This is a genomic window from Erysipelatoclostridium sp. An173, assembly GCF_963931465.1.
Taxonomy (GTDB): Bacteria; Bacillota_I; Bacilli_A; order Erysipelotrichales; family Coprobacillaceae; genus Thomasclavelia; species Thomasclavelia merdavium.
This window is the reverse complement of sequence record NZ_OZ007017.1, coordinates 382,280-400,493: the sequence shown is the minus strand read 5'-3', so window position 1 is coordinate 400,493 and position 18,214 is coordinate 382,280. Positions and strand designations below refer to the sequence as shown.

At 30.3% G+C, this 18,214-nt stretch carries 15 protein-coding genes; 1 reads left to right on the top strand and 14 read right to left on the bottom strand.

Features of this window, described 5'->3' with window-relative positions; translation table 11 throughout:
- Positions 1–17: 17 nt before the first annotated feature.
- Genes ABGT36_RS01970 through ABGT36_RS01955 form a run of 4 tightly spaced genes read right to left on the bottom strand, consistent with a single transcriptional unit; the run spans position 18 to position 4,651 of the window.
- The gene (locus ABGT36_RS01970) at positions 18–1,910 is read right to left on the bottom strand and encodes a V-type ATP synthase subunit I (RefSeq protein WP_087299999.1); all 1,893 of its coding nucleotides are present in this window, start codon (positions 1,908–1,910) and stop codon (positions 18–20) included.
- A 12-nt stretch (positions 1,911–1,922) separates the two neighbouring features.
- Entirely contained in the window at positions 1,923–3,284 is a 1,362-nt protein-coding gene (locus tag ABGT36_RS01965; RefSeq protein WP_296882522.1) for a hypothetical protein, read from the bottom strand.
- A gap of 14 nt (positions 3,285–3,298) precedes the next feature.
- On the bottom strand, positions 3,299–4,330 hold the full coding sequence (locus ABGT36_RS01960; RefSeq protein WP_087299995.1) for a V-type ATPase subunit: 1,032 nt from the start codon (positions 4,328–4,330) through the stop codon (positions 3,299–3,301).
- Between the two features lie 9 nt (positions 4,331–4,339).
- Positions 4,340–4,651: a hypothetical protein gene (locus tag ABGT36_RS01955; protein ID WP_087299993.1), complete on the bottom strand. Its 312-nt coding sequence runs from the start codon at positions 4,649–4,651 to the stop codon at positions 4,340–4,342.
- Between the two features lie 518 nt (positions 4,652–5,169).
- On the opposite strand from ABGT36_RS01955, the gene ABGT36_RS01950 reads away from it, so the two are divergent.
- Positions 5,170–6,915, top strand: a complete 1,746-nt coding sequence (locus tag ABGT36_RS01950) for an aminopeptidase P family protein (RefSeq protein WP_346676526.1) — start codon at positions 5,170–5,172, stop codon at positions 6,913–6,915.
- Positions 6,916–6,953: 38 nt separating this feature from the next.
- Here ABGT36_RS01950 and ABGT36_RS01945 read toward each other — a convergent pair whose 3' ends face one another.
- The 10 genes from ABGT36_RS01945 to ABGT36_RS01900 form a co-directional block, all read right to left on the bottom strand.
- Positions 6,954–7,256, bottom strand: coding sequence for a hypothetical protein (locus tag ABGT36_RS01945; protein WP_087299990.1), 303 nt, complete (start codon positions 7,254–7,256; stop codon positions 6,954–6,956).
- A gap of 1 nt (position 7,257) precedes the next feature.
- Positions 7,258–7,773 (bottom strand): anaerobic ribonucleoside-triphosphate reductase activating protein, encoded by a 516-nt coding sequence (gene nrdG, locus ABGT36_RS01940; RefSeq protein WP_296882529.1) that lies wholly within the window; start codon positions 7,771–7,773, stop codon positions 7,258–7,260.
- A complete protein-coding gene (locus ABGT36_RS01935) occupies positions 7,773–10,085 on the bottom strand; it encodes an anaerobic ribonucleoside triphosphate reductase (RefSeq protein ID WP_087299986.1) in 2,313 nt (770 codons plus the stop codon). Before ABGT36_RS01935 ends, nrdG begins: the two co-directional genes overlap by 1 nt.
- Positions 10,086–10,245: 160 nt before the next feature.
- Positions 10,246–11,685, bottom strand: a complete 1,440-nt coding sequence (locus ABGT36_RS01930; protein ID WP_300630495.1) for a 6-phospho-beta-glucosidase — start codon at positions 11,683–11,685, stop codon at positions 10,246–10,248.
- A gap of 81 nt (positions 11,686–11,766) precedes the next feature.
- Positions 11,767–13,395, bottom strand: coding sequence for a B12-binding domain-containing radical SAM protein (locus ABGT36_RS01925; RefSeq protein WP_087299982.1), 1,629 nt, complete (start codon positions 13,393–13,395; stop codon positions 11,767–11,769).
- A gap of 38 nt (positions 13,396–13,433) precedes the next feature.
- Positions 13,434–14,678 (bottom strand): M15 family metallopeptidase, encoded by a 1,245-nt coding sequence (locus ABGT36_RS01920; RefSeq protein WP_087372264.1) that lies wholly within the window; start codon positions 14,676–14,678, stop codon positions 13,434–13,436.
- Positions 14,679–14,692: 14 nt separating this feature from the next.
- Positions 14,693–15,247: a Fe-S-containing hydro-lyase gene (locus tag ABGT36_RS01915; RefSeq protein WP_296882536.1), complete on the bottom strand. Its 555-nt coding sequence runs from the start codon at positions 15,245–15,247 to the stop codon at positions 14,693–14,695.
- Positions 15,244–16,086 carry a fumarate hydratase gene (locus ABGT36_RS01910; protein ID WP_308697536.1) on the bottom strand — a complete coding sequence of 281 codons (843 nt, stop codon included), beginning with the start codon at positions 16,084–16,086 and terminating at the stop codon, positions 15,244–15,246. Before ABGT36_RS01910 ends, ABGT36_RS01915 begins: the two co-directional genes overlap by 4 nt.
- A 39-nt stretch (positions 16,087–16,125) precedes the next feature.
- On the bottom strand, positions 16,126–16,941 hold the full coding sequence (locus ABGT36_RS01905; RefSeq protein WP_300080413.1) for a MurR/RpiR family transcriptional regulator: 816 nt from the start codon (positions 16,939–16,941) through the stop codon (positions 16,126–16,128).
- Positions 16,942–17,231: 290 nt separating this feature from the next.
- Positions 17,232–18,203 (bottom strand): dipeptidase, encoded by a 972-nt coding sequence (locus tag ABGT36_RS01900; RefSeq protein WP_087299971.1) that lies wholly within the window; start codon positions 18,201–18,203, stop codon positions 17,232–17,234.
- Positions 18,204–18,214: the final 11 nt, after the last annotated feature.

Here is an 18,214-nt window from a genome sequence, read left to right as displayed (position 1 = left end):
GACTTCCTCCTCAACTTTTAATCCTCTTTAATAGTTCTAAATGGAATTCCGTTTCCTTCATAATATCTACTAAACATTTCGTAGAACTCTAAACGTAAAACTTGAATTCCGACAATTAGTCCTTCTAGACACATTACGAACACGTTACCAATAACGATAACAATGTACTCACCAACTCCTCCAACCATTCCAGCTAGAGTATATACAACCAACATCATTCCGGCATGTGATAATACGAACCCACCTACCCTTAAAAATGACATGGTGTTAGTGATAAATGATAAAACAACTTCGAATAATTCAAAGAACCCTTCTACAAAGAAAGCTCCAAATCCATTAGGAAACATTTCTTCATTTTCTTCAAATTTTCGAATCAATGGTTCCTTTAAGAAAATTAATAGTAAAGGAACTACAATTAAAATTAGAACATAGAATATATTAACAAATCCTAATCCTAAAAACATATTAATAACCAAGCCTAAAATAGAAATATAGAAAACAAGTCCACAAATTCCATTTTGGCTTAAAATAGCTTCGCCTAAATTCTTTTTCTTAAAATTCAAAAACACATTAAATGCCATTGAAATAATAATTAATATAATTCCTAAACAAATGGCTGCAATTAATAAAGTCATTGTATTATCTGGAGACATGGCATTAAACATTGGTATCAATATTTCTTCACTACCAAATACCGAACCAAATACAATACCAAAGATCATACTAGAAATACCTAAACGCATTCCTACTGCCCCTAATTGTAAGCCAAATTTTTTATAAGCAATAAATCCAACGATTGATAAGATTGCACCTTGTCCAACATCACCAAACATAATTCCAAATAACAATGTATATGATAAGGCAACTAACATAGTTGGATCAGCATCATTGTACTTAGGAACTCCATACATCTCGACAAACATTCTAAACGGTTTTGAAAACCAGTTATTTTTTAATAATGTTGGCGGTTGTAAACGCGCATCGCTATTGGCTGGTTTGATATCAACGAAAACATTTTCAATTTCTTCAAAATCTTTTTTAAATTTCTTAGAATTCTTACTTGGTACAAATCCATTAACAGATAAATGATCACCAATAACTACAACATATTTTTGCATTACAGCAACATCATTTAGATGTTTAGAAACAGTATAGATTCGATTCAATTCATCTTGATTATCTTCAAAGAGTTTAGCTATTCTTTTTTGTAATTTATTACTTTGTTCCTTAGCTACGCGAGCTTCTTCTTCAATTTCACCAATAGCTAGTTCTGGCGAACCATGAACAAAGTTAGGAATATAAATTCTTTCAAAATATAAAGATGAAAAGATATTGTCTACTTCTGGAGCATCCCCTGGTGTTGTAATATACATACACCATACATAATGTCCATCATTTTCAAAATCTTTAAAAACAAATGGTAAAGATTCATAATAATCTAATTTCGCGACATTATTTACTGGAATCTTCCCAAATCTAATTTTTAAATACGCACAATTAAATAAATCATCGAAATCAACATCTATTCCAGCTACATGTTTCAATTGAATTACGGCCTCTTGATTTTCAACGATCATTTTTTCTAATTGTTCTCTAACCGCATCAATTCTTTCAACATCTAATAACAAATCATCTAAATATTCTTTAACTCTTAAAACGTTGATCTGATTATTTTTTACTGGTATCTCTTTTAATTCAAATTGATATTTTTTCGATGCATCATTTAAACGTACTAAGATCTCCTCATATAAATTATCTTGATTATAAACACTTAATCCTGTAACGCTATCAATAAACTTTGTGGCCAACTCTGGATTAAAATCATCATGGTCAAAAAGCTTTAGCAATACCTCATTATAGTGCTCCTTTTCAAAATTTATACTGAGTAGATCTAATTTAGCAATCGCCATTATACCCCTCCTCTACACTTTTATTGATCTACGGACAATCTTTTTGATGATTAGCAGTATAATGATTGCTACAACCCATATCACAACGCCAAACATTAAAGTATGAACAATATGAATTGGCATATCTATAAGCGGTGTATAAAGTTCGATTTGATAAAAGCATGTTCCATAAACCAAACCACCTAGTAATACCGCTACACCAACACGTTTTAAGATTTCACTAAAATTATTAGTGCCCTTAATTGATACTATAAACCCAATTACGATTAATAACAAGCCAACACCGATATCTCCTAGACAAATTGCGCCAATTAATAGTGATAAAATGGCTACAATTGTTGTTGGATCAAAACGATCTCCTGTCTGGATCGATAAAATATTACTAAACGGTTTAGTTAACCAGTTATTTTTTGTTAATACTGGTGCAATAATATTTCTATTTTCATAAATATTTGCAGGTAGTTCAATTACTTTTACACTTTCAACATCATCAAATCGATTTTTTATTTCTTCAATACTTAAACTTGTAAAGAGATAAATGGCAGCTTTTTGTGAAAAATCAACTACATAACAGCATTTGTCATATAATTTTTTCAAATTATATACTCTAGTAAAATCTTCTAAAAGCTGTTCTTGATATTCGTTTTTAACATTTTCTAATTTAACTTCCATTTTGGCTGCATATTTTTCCATTGCCGCAGCTTCTTCAGTTAACATTTCAATTGCTTCATCCATTTTACCATGAGCAAATTCTGGTAATTCTACTGATTCAAAAGCCATTGATGAAAAAGCGTTGTCAATTTCAGAAATATTTTTTGTTAATCCTACATATGCAATCCAAACATATTGTTTAGTACGACTTAATTCTTTAAAAACGAATTCATAATCACGATAATACTTAATTTTATCGTATTCACTTACCGGTAAACGACCAAAACGACAAGTGATGTATTTTGTATTTTTAACATCATCGACACTTATATCTGATTCTCTAAGATTTTTTAATAATGTAATTGCTTGATCATTTTCATCTTTTTCTTTTAAGATATCTTCTTTAATTGTAACAATTTCATCAATCTTAGTATTTACTTCTTCAATTAAGTTTTTAACTGATGCTACATTTATTTCTTGATATTCATTATCTTGAACATTTCCGTTTAAACCTAAACGATTCAAGACATGATAAAGGTTATCAAGGACTTCATTATATGGATTAGTTTGATCCATAACTGATACACCTTTAACATTATTGACTATTTTTTTCGAATCTTGAGGAAACATTTCTTCCTGATATTCAGTCATCTTAATAAGCATTTTTATTAAATCTCTATTTTCAAAAGAAATATTGTAAAAATGCGTTTTTATAATTGCCATAATAACATGTCCTCCTATGCATAAATCAACGTATCTTCAATACTCGATGCGTCACGGCCATATCTAATACCTTCGATAATATGTTTTAAATTATCTATTTCAATTCTTTGTAGAATTGAATATGTCAAATATACTAATGGCCCGCTGCTTGAAAAACGCATATTTCTTTTTGCCACATTATATTTAACCTCTTCAACATAATATTCTATATATGGATAATCATGATCACCCAAATATACTTTAAATCGTGAATTAGCTAACAGTTTCATTAATTCATCTGCATCAGCCGCTTCAATCAATTTATCATACATCCGAATCGGAATTCGTGAAAATTCTAAAAACAATGAATTTTTAATTACCTCATTAGATTCATTAAAATACTTTTTATAGCGATAGATCTTAGTAATATTGGCAAGTTCAATTGTTACGAAAATCAAATCAAGCAAATCTTTTCTTTCACTACCACTAAAATATTTATTTATCAATTCGACATAAACATGATAATACAACGACTTTAACTTTCTTTCTAAGCCATTAATATCTATTGGATCTCTAAAATCAAAATTAGCTAAAATCCGATAATAACGGGTATTTTTTAAATAAGTAATCAATCCTTTATAACTATCAACATTTACTAGCCCATAAACATTAAAACTCAATTTACTAGCTAAGTAATCTGGTATTTCCAAAGAAAAACTAGCAGTATCTTTTTCTTTGATACTAATAACTTTATCAACGATCAATCCAATTTCAATCGCTATAATTTCCTGGCGATAAAAATCCAGATTTTTTCGTGGTGCATACTTCATCAATCTAGTACAGCGAGAAAAATATTCTTCATTTAAAGCTGCCTCTAACTGATGACGATGAACGTTTCGCACATTAATGTTTTTTAAAGCATCACTATAATTAGTTTGTGTCTTTAAATAAGTGACCATATCACCAAGTGTTTGCTTACGACACAACTCACTATATGATTCCTCTTTAAGACGATTACCATACATTGCTTTTGCTTTAGCACATAAAGCATTTGATGACAAAGCCATAAATATCACCTACTTACCTAAACATCTTGTGACAATGTCACTTACCCAGCGCTCTTTATTTTGATTGTAAAGATTTTCTAATTTTAATAATGTCTCTTGATAATTTTGTTCTAACTGTTTAGCATCAGCTTGATTTTTATCTTGCAGCTGTGCTTTATGTTCTTCAATTTTCTCATTTTGTTTGGAAACAAAACTATCGTAGATTTCTTTTCTTTTTTCATTCATGTTCGCCTGAGCGTTTAATTTTTTAGCTTTAGCAGCTTCAACACGTTCAACACATTGGCGATCAACTTCTACTAATCTTTGAATTACATCGTCCATAAATATAGTCCTCCTTTACTTGTGTTTAGTATACTCCTAAATTTTCAAAATGCAATGGTAATAATACAATTTTAATTAGGAAATAAAACTGCTATTGTGACCCCTTATAATTAGCTAATATCACAAAAAATTTACCTAAAAAATCAACTATTTAATCCAAAATAAAAATCTATTTAAAACCATCAAAAATAAATTTATTACAATTATTCAACAAATTTAATTTTCCTACCAATTTAAATCCACTATTAAGATTCATTTTCCTAAATTACTAATTTCGTAAATTTTTCTTAACAAAAACTATTAAAACCAATTAAATTCATCATATAATTTTATCTTTTTTATTAATAATTATTCGATATTATTAACTAACTACTCTTTTTAAAACAAATAATTAACAATAATTTATATAAATTAATAATAGTTGATTTTTTATTTTATCAAATAACTAGTTTATCAATTATTTTGTTTGAGTGTCCTTTAAACTTGTGCTAAAGTATTAGATAAGTGAGGTTATAAATATGGTTAAAGAAAGAATAGAAGAATTAAGAAAATTAATGAAAGAACATGGAATCGATCTTTATATCATTCCTACAAGTGACTATCACCAAAGTGAATATGTAGGTGAATATTTTGGCGCTCGTAAGTATATGTCTGGCTTTACTGGTTCGGCTGGAACTTTAATTGTTGGTTTAGATGAAGCAAGATTATGGGTTGATGGACGTTATCATATTCAAGCTGAAAAACAAACTGCCAATACTGGAATCACATTGATGAAAATGGGATTAGCCGGGGTTGATACAATTAATGAATACTTAGAAAAAAATGCTGATAAAACTGTTGGTTTTGACGGTCGAGTAATGTCATATCAAGAAGTTTTAAATATGAAAAATAAAGTTATCAGCAATGTTGATCTTGTAAATGAAATCTGGCATGATCGTCCTAGCATTAGCCATGAACCAGCATTTATTTACGATGAAAAATATTGTGGTGAATCTCGCGGTTCAAAATTACAACGTTTACGAAAAGCAATGAAAGATTGTAATCATCACATTATTACTAGTTTAGATGATATCGTTTGGCTATTTAATATTCGTGGTAATGATGTTCCTTGCAATCCAGTTGTTTTATCGTATGCATTAATTAATCAAGAAGATGCTTATTTATATGTTCAAGATGGCGTTATTGATGCTAAAATTGAAGCAATATTAAAACGTGATAGCATCTATATTAAAAACTATAACGATATTTATGATGATGTTGAAAAATTAACAGGTAAAGTTTTATTAGATAAACAAATTGTCAATTATGAAATTTGCCGTCGTTTAAACTGTGAAATTGTTAATGGACCAAATCCAACTCAATTATTTAAAGCAATTAAAAATAAAACCGAAATCGAAGCTACTAAATACGCCCATATTAAAGATGGTGTTGCTGTAACTAAATTTATGTACTGGCTAAAAACAAACGTTGGAAAAATCCCAATGGATGAAGTCAGCATTTCTGATAAACTTGAAGAATTCAGAAAAGCTCAAAAAGATTTCTATGACTTAAGCTTTGATACTATTTGTGCTTATAAAGAAAATGCAGCATTAATGCATTATAAAGCAGAACCTGGTAAATGTGCGACCGTTACTAATGAAGGGTTATTATTAATTGACTCTGGGGGACAATATTTTGATGGAACAACTGATATTACTAGAACATTTGTATTAGGAAATATTAGTGATGTTGAACGTCGTGATTACACAGTTGCCTTAAAAGCTTTATTAAGATTACAAGATGCTCGTTTTATCGCTGGAACAACTGGACCAAATTTAGATTTATTTGCTCGTGAAATGGTTTATAAATATAATCTAGATTATCGCTGTGGTACTGGTCATGGGGTAGGTCATTTCTTAAATGTTCACGAAGGACCTAATGGTTTCAGACCAAAAGATCGTCCTGGATCTAATGCAATGTGTGCTTTTGAACCAGGTATGATTACTACTGATGAACCAGGTATCTATATTGAAAATAGTCATGGTGTTCGTCATGAAAATGAATTATTATGTGTTGAAACAGCTAATAATGAATATGGTCAATTCTTAAGATTTGAACCTATTACAATGGTGCCTTTTGATTTAGATGGTTTAGATTTAAATTTATTATCTAATCATGAAATTGAACAAATCAATGAATATCATCAATTAGTATTTGATACTATTGCTCCATATTTAACTAGTGAAGAAAAAAGCTGGTTACAAGCTAATTTATTAATTAAATAGCTAAAATAAGCTCTAAATCAAACGATTTAGAGCTTTTATTAACTAATGCAAACAACAATTAAACTAACCACATTAGTAAGAATTGGAAAATACCAATGACTATACTTACCAATCTTCTTTTTACCAATCCAATCTGGTTTCTTTAATGAAATTATCATATAAAGACAATGACAAACAAAACCAGCCAAAGTTGTAAATAATACAAAAGACCATTTATTTACATAAGTAACATTTCCTAAACCCGAAATATGTCCAACAATTTCTTGAGGAATCATTGAATTAAAAATGATATAAACTAAAATTGGTATAAAACATAAAAATCCATATTTTATCTTTGCCATTTTAAATTTCTATCTCCCCATATTCATCAATTATATATTCGATTACTTTGCCTTGTTTTAAAGATTCTTGAATATTGATCAATCGTTGATTAGAAGAGCCACGATACAATAGTGCCAAACTTCTTTTTTCTTCTACATAAAGACCATCAACTAACATATCACCTAGCTTTAATAATGATAGTTTATTTTGATCACTTATAATTTGTTCATAAGTATAACCACTATAAATAACAATATTTAAGTGATGTTTTTTTACTTCCTGGCAAATATATTTTAATGGTTCAATTTGTAACATTGGTTCGCCACCTGATAACGTAATTCCATCTAATAATGGATTATTAAAAATCTCTGCTAAAATTTTATCACAGTCTTCTAAATAGCCACCATCAAGAGGATGGCTTTGAGGATTATGACAGCCAGGACAATGATGCAAACAACCTTGAGTAAAAATCGTATATCGTAATCCTGGACCGTCAACAATTGAATCATTGACGGTACCAAATAATCTAATTTCCATTATTCTTCATTACTTTCTACATCATGTTTTACTCGATCGCTTTCTTCAGCTTTTTTAGCATCGTTAAAACGATCTAATGAACCAACTAAATAACCGGTAATTCGCCGAATTCGTTCAAAACCATGATGTTCTTTTTCACTACGCCCACAAAGTGGACACACATCATCAATAATTCCATTATAACCACAAACCGGATCACGATCGACTGGATGATTAATTGCCCCATAACCAATTCCGTTATCATGCATTGCTCGAACAATTTTTTCAAATGCGGCAATATTTTTAGTTGGATCTCCATCCATTTCAATATAACTAATATGACCACCATTAGTTAATTCATGATATGGTCCTTCTAATTCAATCTTTTTATAGGCACTGATTGGATAATAAACAGGAATATGGAAACTATTTGTGTAATAGTCACGATCAGTAACTCCTTCAATTTCCCCAAATAGTTTTTTATCCATTTTTACAAATCTTCCTGATAATCCTTCTGCTGGCGTAGCAATTAAACTAAAATTAAGATGATATTTTTCACTAGCTTTATCCATTGCATTACGCATATGACCAACAATTTGTAATCCTAATACTTGAGCTTTTTCACTTTCACCATGATGATGACCAATTAAAGCTTTTAATGTTTCAGCTAATCCGATAAATCCAACCGTCAAAGTACCATGTTTTAATACTTCTCTTACTTCATCTTCTGGTTTTAATTTATCGCTATCAAGCCATACTTTTTGTCCCATTAAAAACGGATAATTCATTACTTTACGACGACATTGAATTTCAAAACGTTCTAATAATTGGTCGATACATAAATCAAGCATTTGATCTAATTTATCAAAAAATTCATTTACATCACCACGACTGCGAATCGCTAAACGTGGTAAATTAATTGATGTAAAACTTAAATTTCCACGCCCAAAACTAATTTCTTTATCAGGATCATAAATATTTCCCATCACACGAGTTCGACAACCCATATAAGCAATTTCAGTTTCTGGTGTACCTTTATAATATTGTTTATTAAATGGCGCATCAATAAATGAAAAGTTAGGGAATAAGCGTTTTGCTGAAGTTCGACAAGCCAATTTAAACAAATCGTAATTAGGTTCTCCTTTATTATAATTAATACCTTCTTTAACTCTAAAGATTTGAATTGGGAAAATTGGTGTTTCGCCATGTCCTAATCCAGCTTCTGTTGCTAATAAAATATTTTTCATGACCATTCTACCTTCACTAGAAGTATCCATACCATAATTGATTGAACTAAATGGTACTTGGGCTCCAGCTCTTGAATGCATTGTATTTAAATTATGAATAAAGGCTTCCATGGCCTGATATGTTTCTCGATCAGTTTCTTTATACGCATTTTTAGTTGCAAAGTCGATGATTTTATCAACATTTTCTTCAATATTATTATTTGCTAAAACCTCTTTTAACTGTTTATCAAAATCTTCATTTTTATCTAAAGCAGGTTTTATAGTCATTTCTTTTTTTATCTTCTTTACTACTTCATCACCGTCAATATCACATAATAATGAAATGGCTTTAGCTAAGTTTTGATAAAAATGTTTATAATATGATTTGCTAACCCCTGGTGCCATTCCATAATCAAAATTTGGAATAGCTTGTCCACCATGTTGATCATTTTGATTAGATTGAATAGCAATACATGCTAGTGCTGCATATGTACTAATACTATTTGGCTCTCTTAAAACACCATGACCAGTTGAAAAACCACCTTTAAATAACTTAATCAAATCAATTTGACAGCATGTTGTTGTCAAGGTTAAAAAATCCATATCATGAATATGAATATCACCATTAATATGAGCACGAGCATGTTTCGGATTTAAAACAAACATTTCATTAAATTGTTTAGCAGCTTCAGCACCATATTTTAACATCGTTCCCATTGGCGCATCGGCATTGACATTAGCATTTTCACGTTTCAAATCACTATCTTTACTATCGGCAAAAGTAATTTCTTCAAAAGTTTTCATTAATCGTGACCGCATATCACGTTCTCTTGTTCGATTAGCACGATATAAAATATATGCTTTGGCAACTCGAACATAACCTTTTTCAATCAATACTTCTTCAACAGTATCTTGAACTAGTTCAACAGTTGGTAGCTCGCTTTTTTTCTTTTCTAGTTTAACTTCAACTATTTTAGCGATATCCATAGCATTTTTTAAATCATATTTACCACCGGTTGCTTGAAAAGCTTTATATATAGCTCCTGCAATTTTATCTAATTCAAATGCAACTAAACGCCCATCTCGTTTTCGAATATTTTCAATCATTACAATTCCCTCCATGTACTTACTAGTATATCGCATTTAACTAATTAATTCATGTTATATACTTCATCGCTACCTATATTTTATCACTGCAAGTTATAACTACCAATCACAAATTTATCTATAAAAACCTAATATTCGGTTTTAAAAAAAGATGCCGAAATTATTCGACATCTGATAAATCTTCACCATTAGTTTCAATAACTTTTTTATACCAATAGAATGATTTCTTTTTGCTTCTAGAAAAATCACCTTCATGAGCATTATTATAATTTACATAAATAAATCCATAACGTTTATCATATTCACCAGTAGAAGCAGATACGATATCAAATGGTGACCACATTGTATATCCTAATAAATCTACACCATCATAATCAACAGCATCACGCATTGCTTCAATATGTGATTTGAAGTAATCAATACGATATTGATCATTAATTGAACCATCTTCTTCTACTTTATCATAAGCACCAAAACCATTTTCAACGATCATCATTGGTAATTCAAAACGATCATAGAACCAGTTTAGACACCAGCGAAGTCCTAGAGGGTCAATTTGCCATCCCCAGTCAGAAGCTTTTAAGTATGTATTTCTTACAAAGTCTTCTCCTGAATAATCAAATGTTTTTTCATTACGTCCTTGATATTTTGTTGCAAAAGACATGTAATAAGAGAATCCAATATAATCAACTTTACCTTCTGCTAAGACTTTTTCATCTTCTTTAGTAATAAAGTCATATCCTTTTCTTGCAAATAATTTTAACATATGTTGTGGATAATGTCCGCGAGCATGAACTTCAACATACCAGTATTTTTGATGCATAGCACCTAAAGCATTCATAACATCTTCTGGATTAGAAGTAGCTGGATAAACGGCATTCATACCAATCATACAACCAACTTTTAAATCAGGATTGATTTCATGTGCTGCTTTTACAGCTAAAGCTGATGCAACTAATTCATGATGAGCTGATAAATACATTAAATATTCAGGATCGTCACCTTCTTTTAATAAAACAGCCCCTTCTTGAATCAAGTTATGTTGTGTGTAATCAGCCTGGTTATTAATTTCATTGAATGTCATCCAATATTTAACTTTATGTTGATATCTTGCAAAACATACTTTTGCGAATTTAACAAACATGTCAATTGCTTCACGATTTCTAAATCCACCATACTCTTTAGCAAGCGCCCAAGGCATTTCAAAGTGTGATAAAGTAACTACTGGTTCAATTCCATATTTATGACATTCATCAAATAAATCATCATAGAATTTTAAACCAGCTTCATTTGGTTCTTTTTCATCACCACGTGGGAAAATACGTGTCCATGCAATAGAAGTTCTAAATGCTTTAAATCCCATTTCAGCCATTAAAGCAATGTCTTCTTTATATCGATGATAGAAATCAACACCGACATGGTTAGGATAATCTTCACCTTCGATAACACCATCTGTTAAACGACGAGGTGCTCCAGTAACATTATCTCCTGCTGTTTCAACATCACTACAGCTAATTCCTTTGCCACCTTCTTGCCAGGCACCTTCACATTGATGGGCAGCAACTGCTCCACCCCATAAAAAATCTTCTCTAAATCCCATATACTTTTCCTCTTTTCTATAAAATATCATTACTTATATTATATACTAAAGAAAGAGAGATTTTAATGAATTTTTGGTTAATTATAAAAGATATTTTTTGACATTGGCATGATAATTTTTATATATAGCAACAATATATCCACTATCTAATTTTTCTACCAAACCATATCTAAATAATTCTTCTTGATCTAAATGATACTTTTCAACTAACTGATGCATAACATCACGAGATTGTTGTTTACTTATACGACTTTTCCACCAGCGTTTTGGTTTTACTTTGGTTAATCGTAAATAATCTTCTATCAATAAATCTTCATATTCATAATTTAAATATTGATTTAAATAACTAAATAATTCATCATTTTGAAACTTAAACAGCTTAAAATCGTGTTCTAGATAATACTTACCGAATTCCATAAAAAAGTAAAATGGTGAACTGACATTATCCATGACCTTATTCATTGTTATAGGCATTTTGCCACTATTCCAGAATTTTTCCAGCATTTCTTCAGCCAAATGAATTTTTTTAATATCCTCTTTAGATAAATCATTACTTTCAATTAACTCGTATGGTGGTTTAGAATCATAAACATAGCCATACTTATTAGCCTCATTTCGTAAACTAGTTCCTCTTAATAGTTTTAAAAAGCCAAGTTGTAATTCTTTAGGTCTAAAAGCAAAGACATCATCAAAAGATTTTGCAAAACGACTAAGATTTTCTAGTGGTAAACCAGCAATTAAATCTAAATGAAAATCAATTTTATGATTAGACTGTAATTGTCTAATTACTTCACTTAATCGATTAAAATCTTGATAACGACGCACAATTTCATTTGTTGGATCATAAGTTGACTGAATCCCTATTTCAAATCGCAACAAACCATCAGGGGCATAATCATTAATATAATCAATAATTTTTTGATCTAAAACATCACCATTAATTTCAAACTGGAATTGCATGCCAGGCTTGGCATTTTTAAAAACAAATTCTAAAATAGCTAAAGCATGGGAAGTTTTAGCATTAAAACTTCGATCTAATAGCTTTATCGTTTTAACACCACTATTAATAATTAACTGTAATTGCTCTTTTAAATAATCTAAACTAAAAAAACGTAATCCTTTTTCTAAAGACGATAAACAATATTGACATTGATATGGACAGCCACGGCTAGTTTCAAAATACAAAATTCGATTAGCCATATCTGGTAAATCCCTTGATAATAAATATGGTGATTCTAACGATTCTACATAAGCTAAGTCAACTGGCTTAGTCTGGCGATAATCACGTTTATTTTTACTACTGATTCCTTGAATATCAACCTCTTGATTATTTTCAAGACAATCTAATAACTGTTTAAAAGCAACTTCACCTTCACCACTAATTAAATAATCAATTTCAAAATTATCTAAAAAATAATCAATCTCATAACTTACTTCTGGACCACCAACAACAATAATTAAATCAGGTTTAATACTTTTTAATTTAATAATTAACTCACGTACTAAATCAACATTCCAGATATAAACACTTATCGCTAAAATATCAATTTCTTGCTTAATTATATCTTGTACAATATTATCAAGATTATCTTTGATAGTATATTCTTTAAAATCAGTATTGTGGTAAGCAATAGTCGCTACATATAATAATCTAACTGATAATGATTTATGTATATATTTTGAATTTAATGTTGTAATTAATGTTTTCATATCCACCTCATTAAAATAATCTAGAGTAAAACCCTAGATTATTTCTCTTCAACTTTTGGCATAACATTGTTGTATAAACAATATTCTTCAAAAGTCCATTTATTTTTTACAATTTCTTTGGCAACATCTTCACCTACATAGCGTAAATGCCATGGTTCATGAGCAATACCAGTAATACCATCAGTACCATCTTCAAATCTGATGATAAAACCATATTTATAACAATTTTCAACTACCCAGCGATATTCTTCAGTATCACCAAATGTAATTCTTTCACCATCAACAACACTTTGAGAAGTTAAATCTAGACCTAAACCAGTTTGATGTTCACTAGCACCAGGTGCTGCTACGTATTCAGAAGCATATTGACCACCATAACGTGTTTCAAAATCGTTATAAATTGCTACTTGAGTTTCATATGAACGATAAGCACTATTTACAACTAATTCTAACCCTTCTTTTTTTGCAGCTTCATACATCTTAGTTAATGCTTTAGAAGTTTCTGGTGTCATTTGTGAATTTTCACAATCTGGAGCAACCGGAATATCTGGTTCCACTAATTCTGGTTCATAATCATCTGGTAAATAGAAACCTTTTTTAACTAATGTTAATAATTCATCAGGATTACTGATAGTATAACTATCTTGAGGGTCTCCATTACTAGAAATAATAAATGGATAATTAGTTATACAAACTGCATAATTATAATCTTTATATGTAGCATAAGCACTAATATAACCAGCTAAATTTTGAATTTTATAACCTTCAACCTTACTATATGGTTCTAAATCATTAGCACTATAATTATTATCAATTAAATATTGGAAATCATCTTCACTAGCACCATCTTCAATTAATTTCCAAATATCATCATTACTATATGAAAGACTTTTTAATTTAGGTACTTGAGTTTCATATAAATTATCAACATAGCTAACAACATCAGCATATTCTAATTTTTTATTTAATCCTAAATATCTTTCATATTCGTCATACCATTCAACATTATCAGATTCTTCGATCCAGTTAACGATATGATCCATTTTATCATGTGCTAAAATTTCATTCTCTTCTTCTTTAGTTAATGATAAAATCTCACTAGCTTGTGAAAACGAATATCCTTTAAACATCAATTGAATTCGAGTCAAGTTTAAAACAATAACTACTGCGATGATTACAACAGCAATAACCACACCGATAATAGCCACTCTACCAACTCTTAAACGACTACTACTACCACCATAGCTACTATAATAACCATAATCTCTTTTTTTTCTAAACATTCTTTTTACTCCTTTTATTTATATGAATCTAAATAATCTTTTCGACCAATTTCATATTGATCATTACCTTCACTATCAATAATTACTACTAACGGCATATCTTCAACGACCAAACGGCGAATTGCTTCAGGTCCTAAATCATCAAAAGCAATAACCTCACACTCTTTAATACAATGCGACATCATCGCCCCAGCACCACCAATAGCACCAAAATATACACCAGTATTTTCTACTATTGCTTTTTTTACAGCATCTTGACGATATCCTTTACCAATCATTGAACGTAAACCTTGTTCAATTAAGCGGGGCGCATAAGCGTCCATACGTCCTGAAGTTGTTGGTCCGCCACTACCAAAAACCTGTCCTGGTTTACTAGGGGTTGGTCCAACATAGAAAATCACCTGATCTTTTAAAGGGAATGGTAATTCCTTTCCTTCATCAAGTAATGCCATTAATCTTTTATGAGCAGCATCACGCCCAGTATAAATTACTCCACTTAGCAATACTTCATCGCCAGCATGTAATTGTCTAATCTTTTCTTTTGTAAGCGGCGTTGTTAATTTAATCATAATCTAGCCTCCTTATGTCGAGAAACATGACAGCAAATACTAACTGCAACAGGCATTCCCGCAATATGAGTTGGATAAGTTTCAATATTTAAAGACAACGCAGTTGTCTTACCACCATATCCAGCTGGACCAATTCCTGAAGCATTTACTAATTGCAATAGTTCATCTTCTAACAAAGCATAGCGACTATCTTGATGATGAGTTCCTATTTCACGTAACATTGCTTTTTTTGCAAGCATTGTTACCTTATCAAAAGAACCACCAATTCCTACACCAATTACCATCGGTGGACAGGCATTAGGACCAGCATCATTAACAACTTTTAAAACAAAATCTTTTACCCCTTGAACACCATCACTTGGTTTTAACATTTTTACTTGTGACATATTTTCAGAACCAAATCCTTTAGGGGCCACTACTATTTTAAACTCATCACCTGCTACAATATCAAAATAAATTATTGCAGGAGTATTATCTTTAGTATTAACACGATCAAATAATGGATCATCAACAACCGACTTTCTTAAATACCCTTCTTGATATCCTTGACGAACTCCTTCATTAATCGCTTCTTTTAAATCACCATCAACATGGACTTCTTGACCAATTGTCACATAAACAAATGCCATTCCGGTATCCTGACAAATTGGCATCATTTGTTCTTTAGCCAAAATTGCATTTTCAACTAAAACATCCAATGTCTTTTTAGCTAATGGATAAGGTTCACTTTCTGCTTTATTTTTTATCGTATTAAAAACATCTTCTGGTAAATTGCAAGCAGCTTCTTTACATAATTGTTTTACAGTTTTTATAATATCTTCACATTTAATTTCTCGCATCTTTATTCCTTTCATAAAAAAAGGTATTTAACAACCTTTTTAAACAATATTTTCCTGAACATCTGGATAATATAATGAATAATATCTAAGTGACATCAACTCAACAGTTGTAAGCAATGTATGCTTACCTGTTTTTCTTTGCTTGCTATCACCTAATATGATAGTATAATCAACATCTATTCCAATATCAATACCAGGATTATTAGTAATCAAAACAACTTTGCAATGAGCTTTTTTTAAATACTGCAATACCTTAGTATTACTTTTTAAATAAAACCCATTTACAGTCATAATAATAGCAACACTATTTCTATCTAAAGATCGTGCACATTCAATTTGCCGTTCTGTTTCCATATAAGCCATTGTAAACTTTTCAAGCATCAATAAATCAGTTTGAAAATGTAATGCTGCCGAATGTGAAAACTGTGTTCCAAAAAAAGCAACCGAATCACTATCATGAATCAATTCTAAAACTTTATCAATAACATTCCAATCTAAATAATGTGTCAAATTAGCGACTGCATGACATACTTGCTGACTATAATATTCAGTACATGCCTGTGGTTTATCTTTCATAACATTTAAAGGAACATTAATCAAGTTATTAAACTTTTTACTATCAGAAGCAAAAGAAGAACACTCCTGCTTTAAATGTGCATAGTTTTCATATCCAAGAGCACGACAAAAACGGGAAATTGTAGCAGGGGAAACATAACATTCTTTAGCCAGCTGGCTAATTCCCATTTTAGCTACTTTGGAAAAATTGTGTGCCATATACCAGGCAATATTATAATTTGTATCTGCCTCGCTAGCTGTATCTAAAAAGATAATCAAACGATAAAACAAACTTTTCATTATGCTATCCTCCACTTATGTGTATTATACACTATATTTCGATAATTTAAAATAGCTCACTTATAGCTGTAAAAAAATTAATTTCACATATTTTTTTATATTCTTTTTACATTTTGACCAACCTTTTAATATATATTATAAGCGTAGTCAAAAGATATTCAATTTTCCCTTCAATATAATGACTACAAGATATAACGATATCCTTCCCTGATATCATATATTATTAGTATCCTTTCCCTGATAACTAATAAAAAGATGGCAAGTGCTTTTCCCCACTTGCCATTTTACGTTTATAATACTTCTTGATATACCCGCAAAACATTTCTATAAAAAACTTTTTCAATTTCATCATTAGTTAATCCGGCATCTTCTAAAGCTTTTTGTAACAAAGGCATCATCGAAGCATCTTTAATTTCCAGATTTTGACTAATTCCATCAAAATCACTGCCTAAACCAACATAATCAATTCCAACTAGATCTTTAATATATAAAATATGTTTTACCATATCTTCAATACATGATCTTTCATCACCAGTATCAGACTGTTTTAAAAAGTCACCACAAAAGTTAATTCCCATTACTCCACCGCGTTTTGCCAGTTCTTTAATCATATCATCACTTAAATTACGAGCAACATCACAAACACTACGAGCATTACTATGTGAAGCAACAAATGGTTTAGTTGTATATTTCAAGACATCATAAAATCCGGCATCACCTAAATGTGATACGTCGATGATCATTTTCAAGCGTTCCATTTCCTGGATATAAGCAATTCCAAAATCAGTTAATCCCTTATCAGTATTAATGCTTTTTAAACGAGCAAATCCTTCACCACTTAACATATTAGGATAACCTATCCCATTTGGATGATTCCAGGTTAACGTGATCATTCTAACACCAAGACGATAATAATTGCGCAAAATCGCTAAATCATTGTTAACAACGGCCCCTTCTTCTAATGTTAATAATGCTGACATCAATCCTTTTTCTTGATTATCAATAATATCTTGATAACTAAATACTGGTTTAATAATATCCTGATTTTTTGCTAGTTCTTGATAATATAAATCAATTAATTGCTGTGCTTTAGTTAACGGATCAGGATTACTTTTTAAATTAACAAACATTGCAAAGTTTTGTAAAAGATAATCCCCTTTTTTCATCTTGTTTAAATCAACGTTAAAATCATTTTCTTTTAAACTGCCACCTTCTTTATATATTCTTGAAATAGTATCACAATGCATATCCACAACTTTCATTTTGCTAGCCC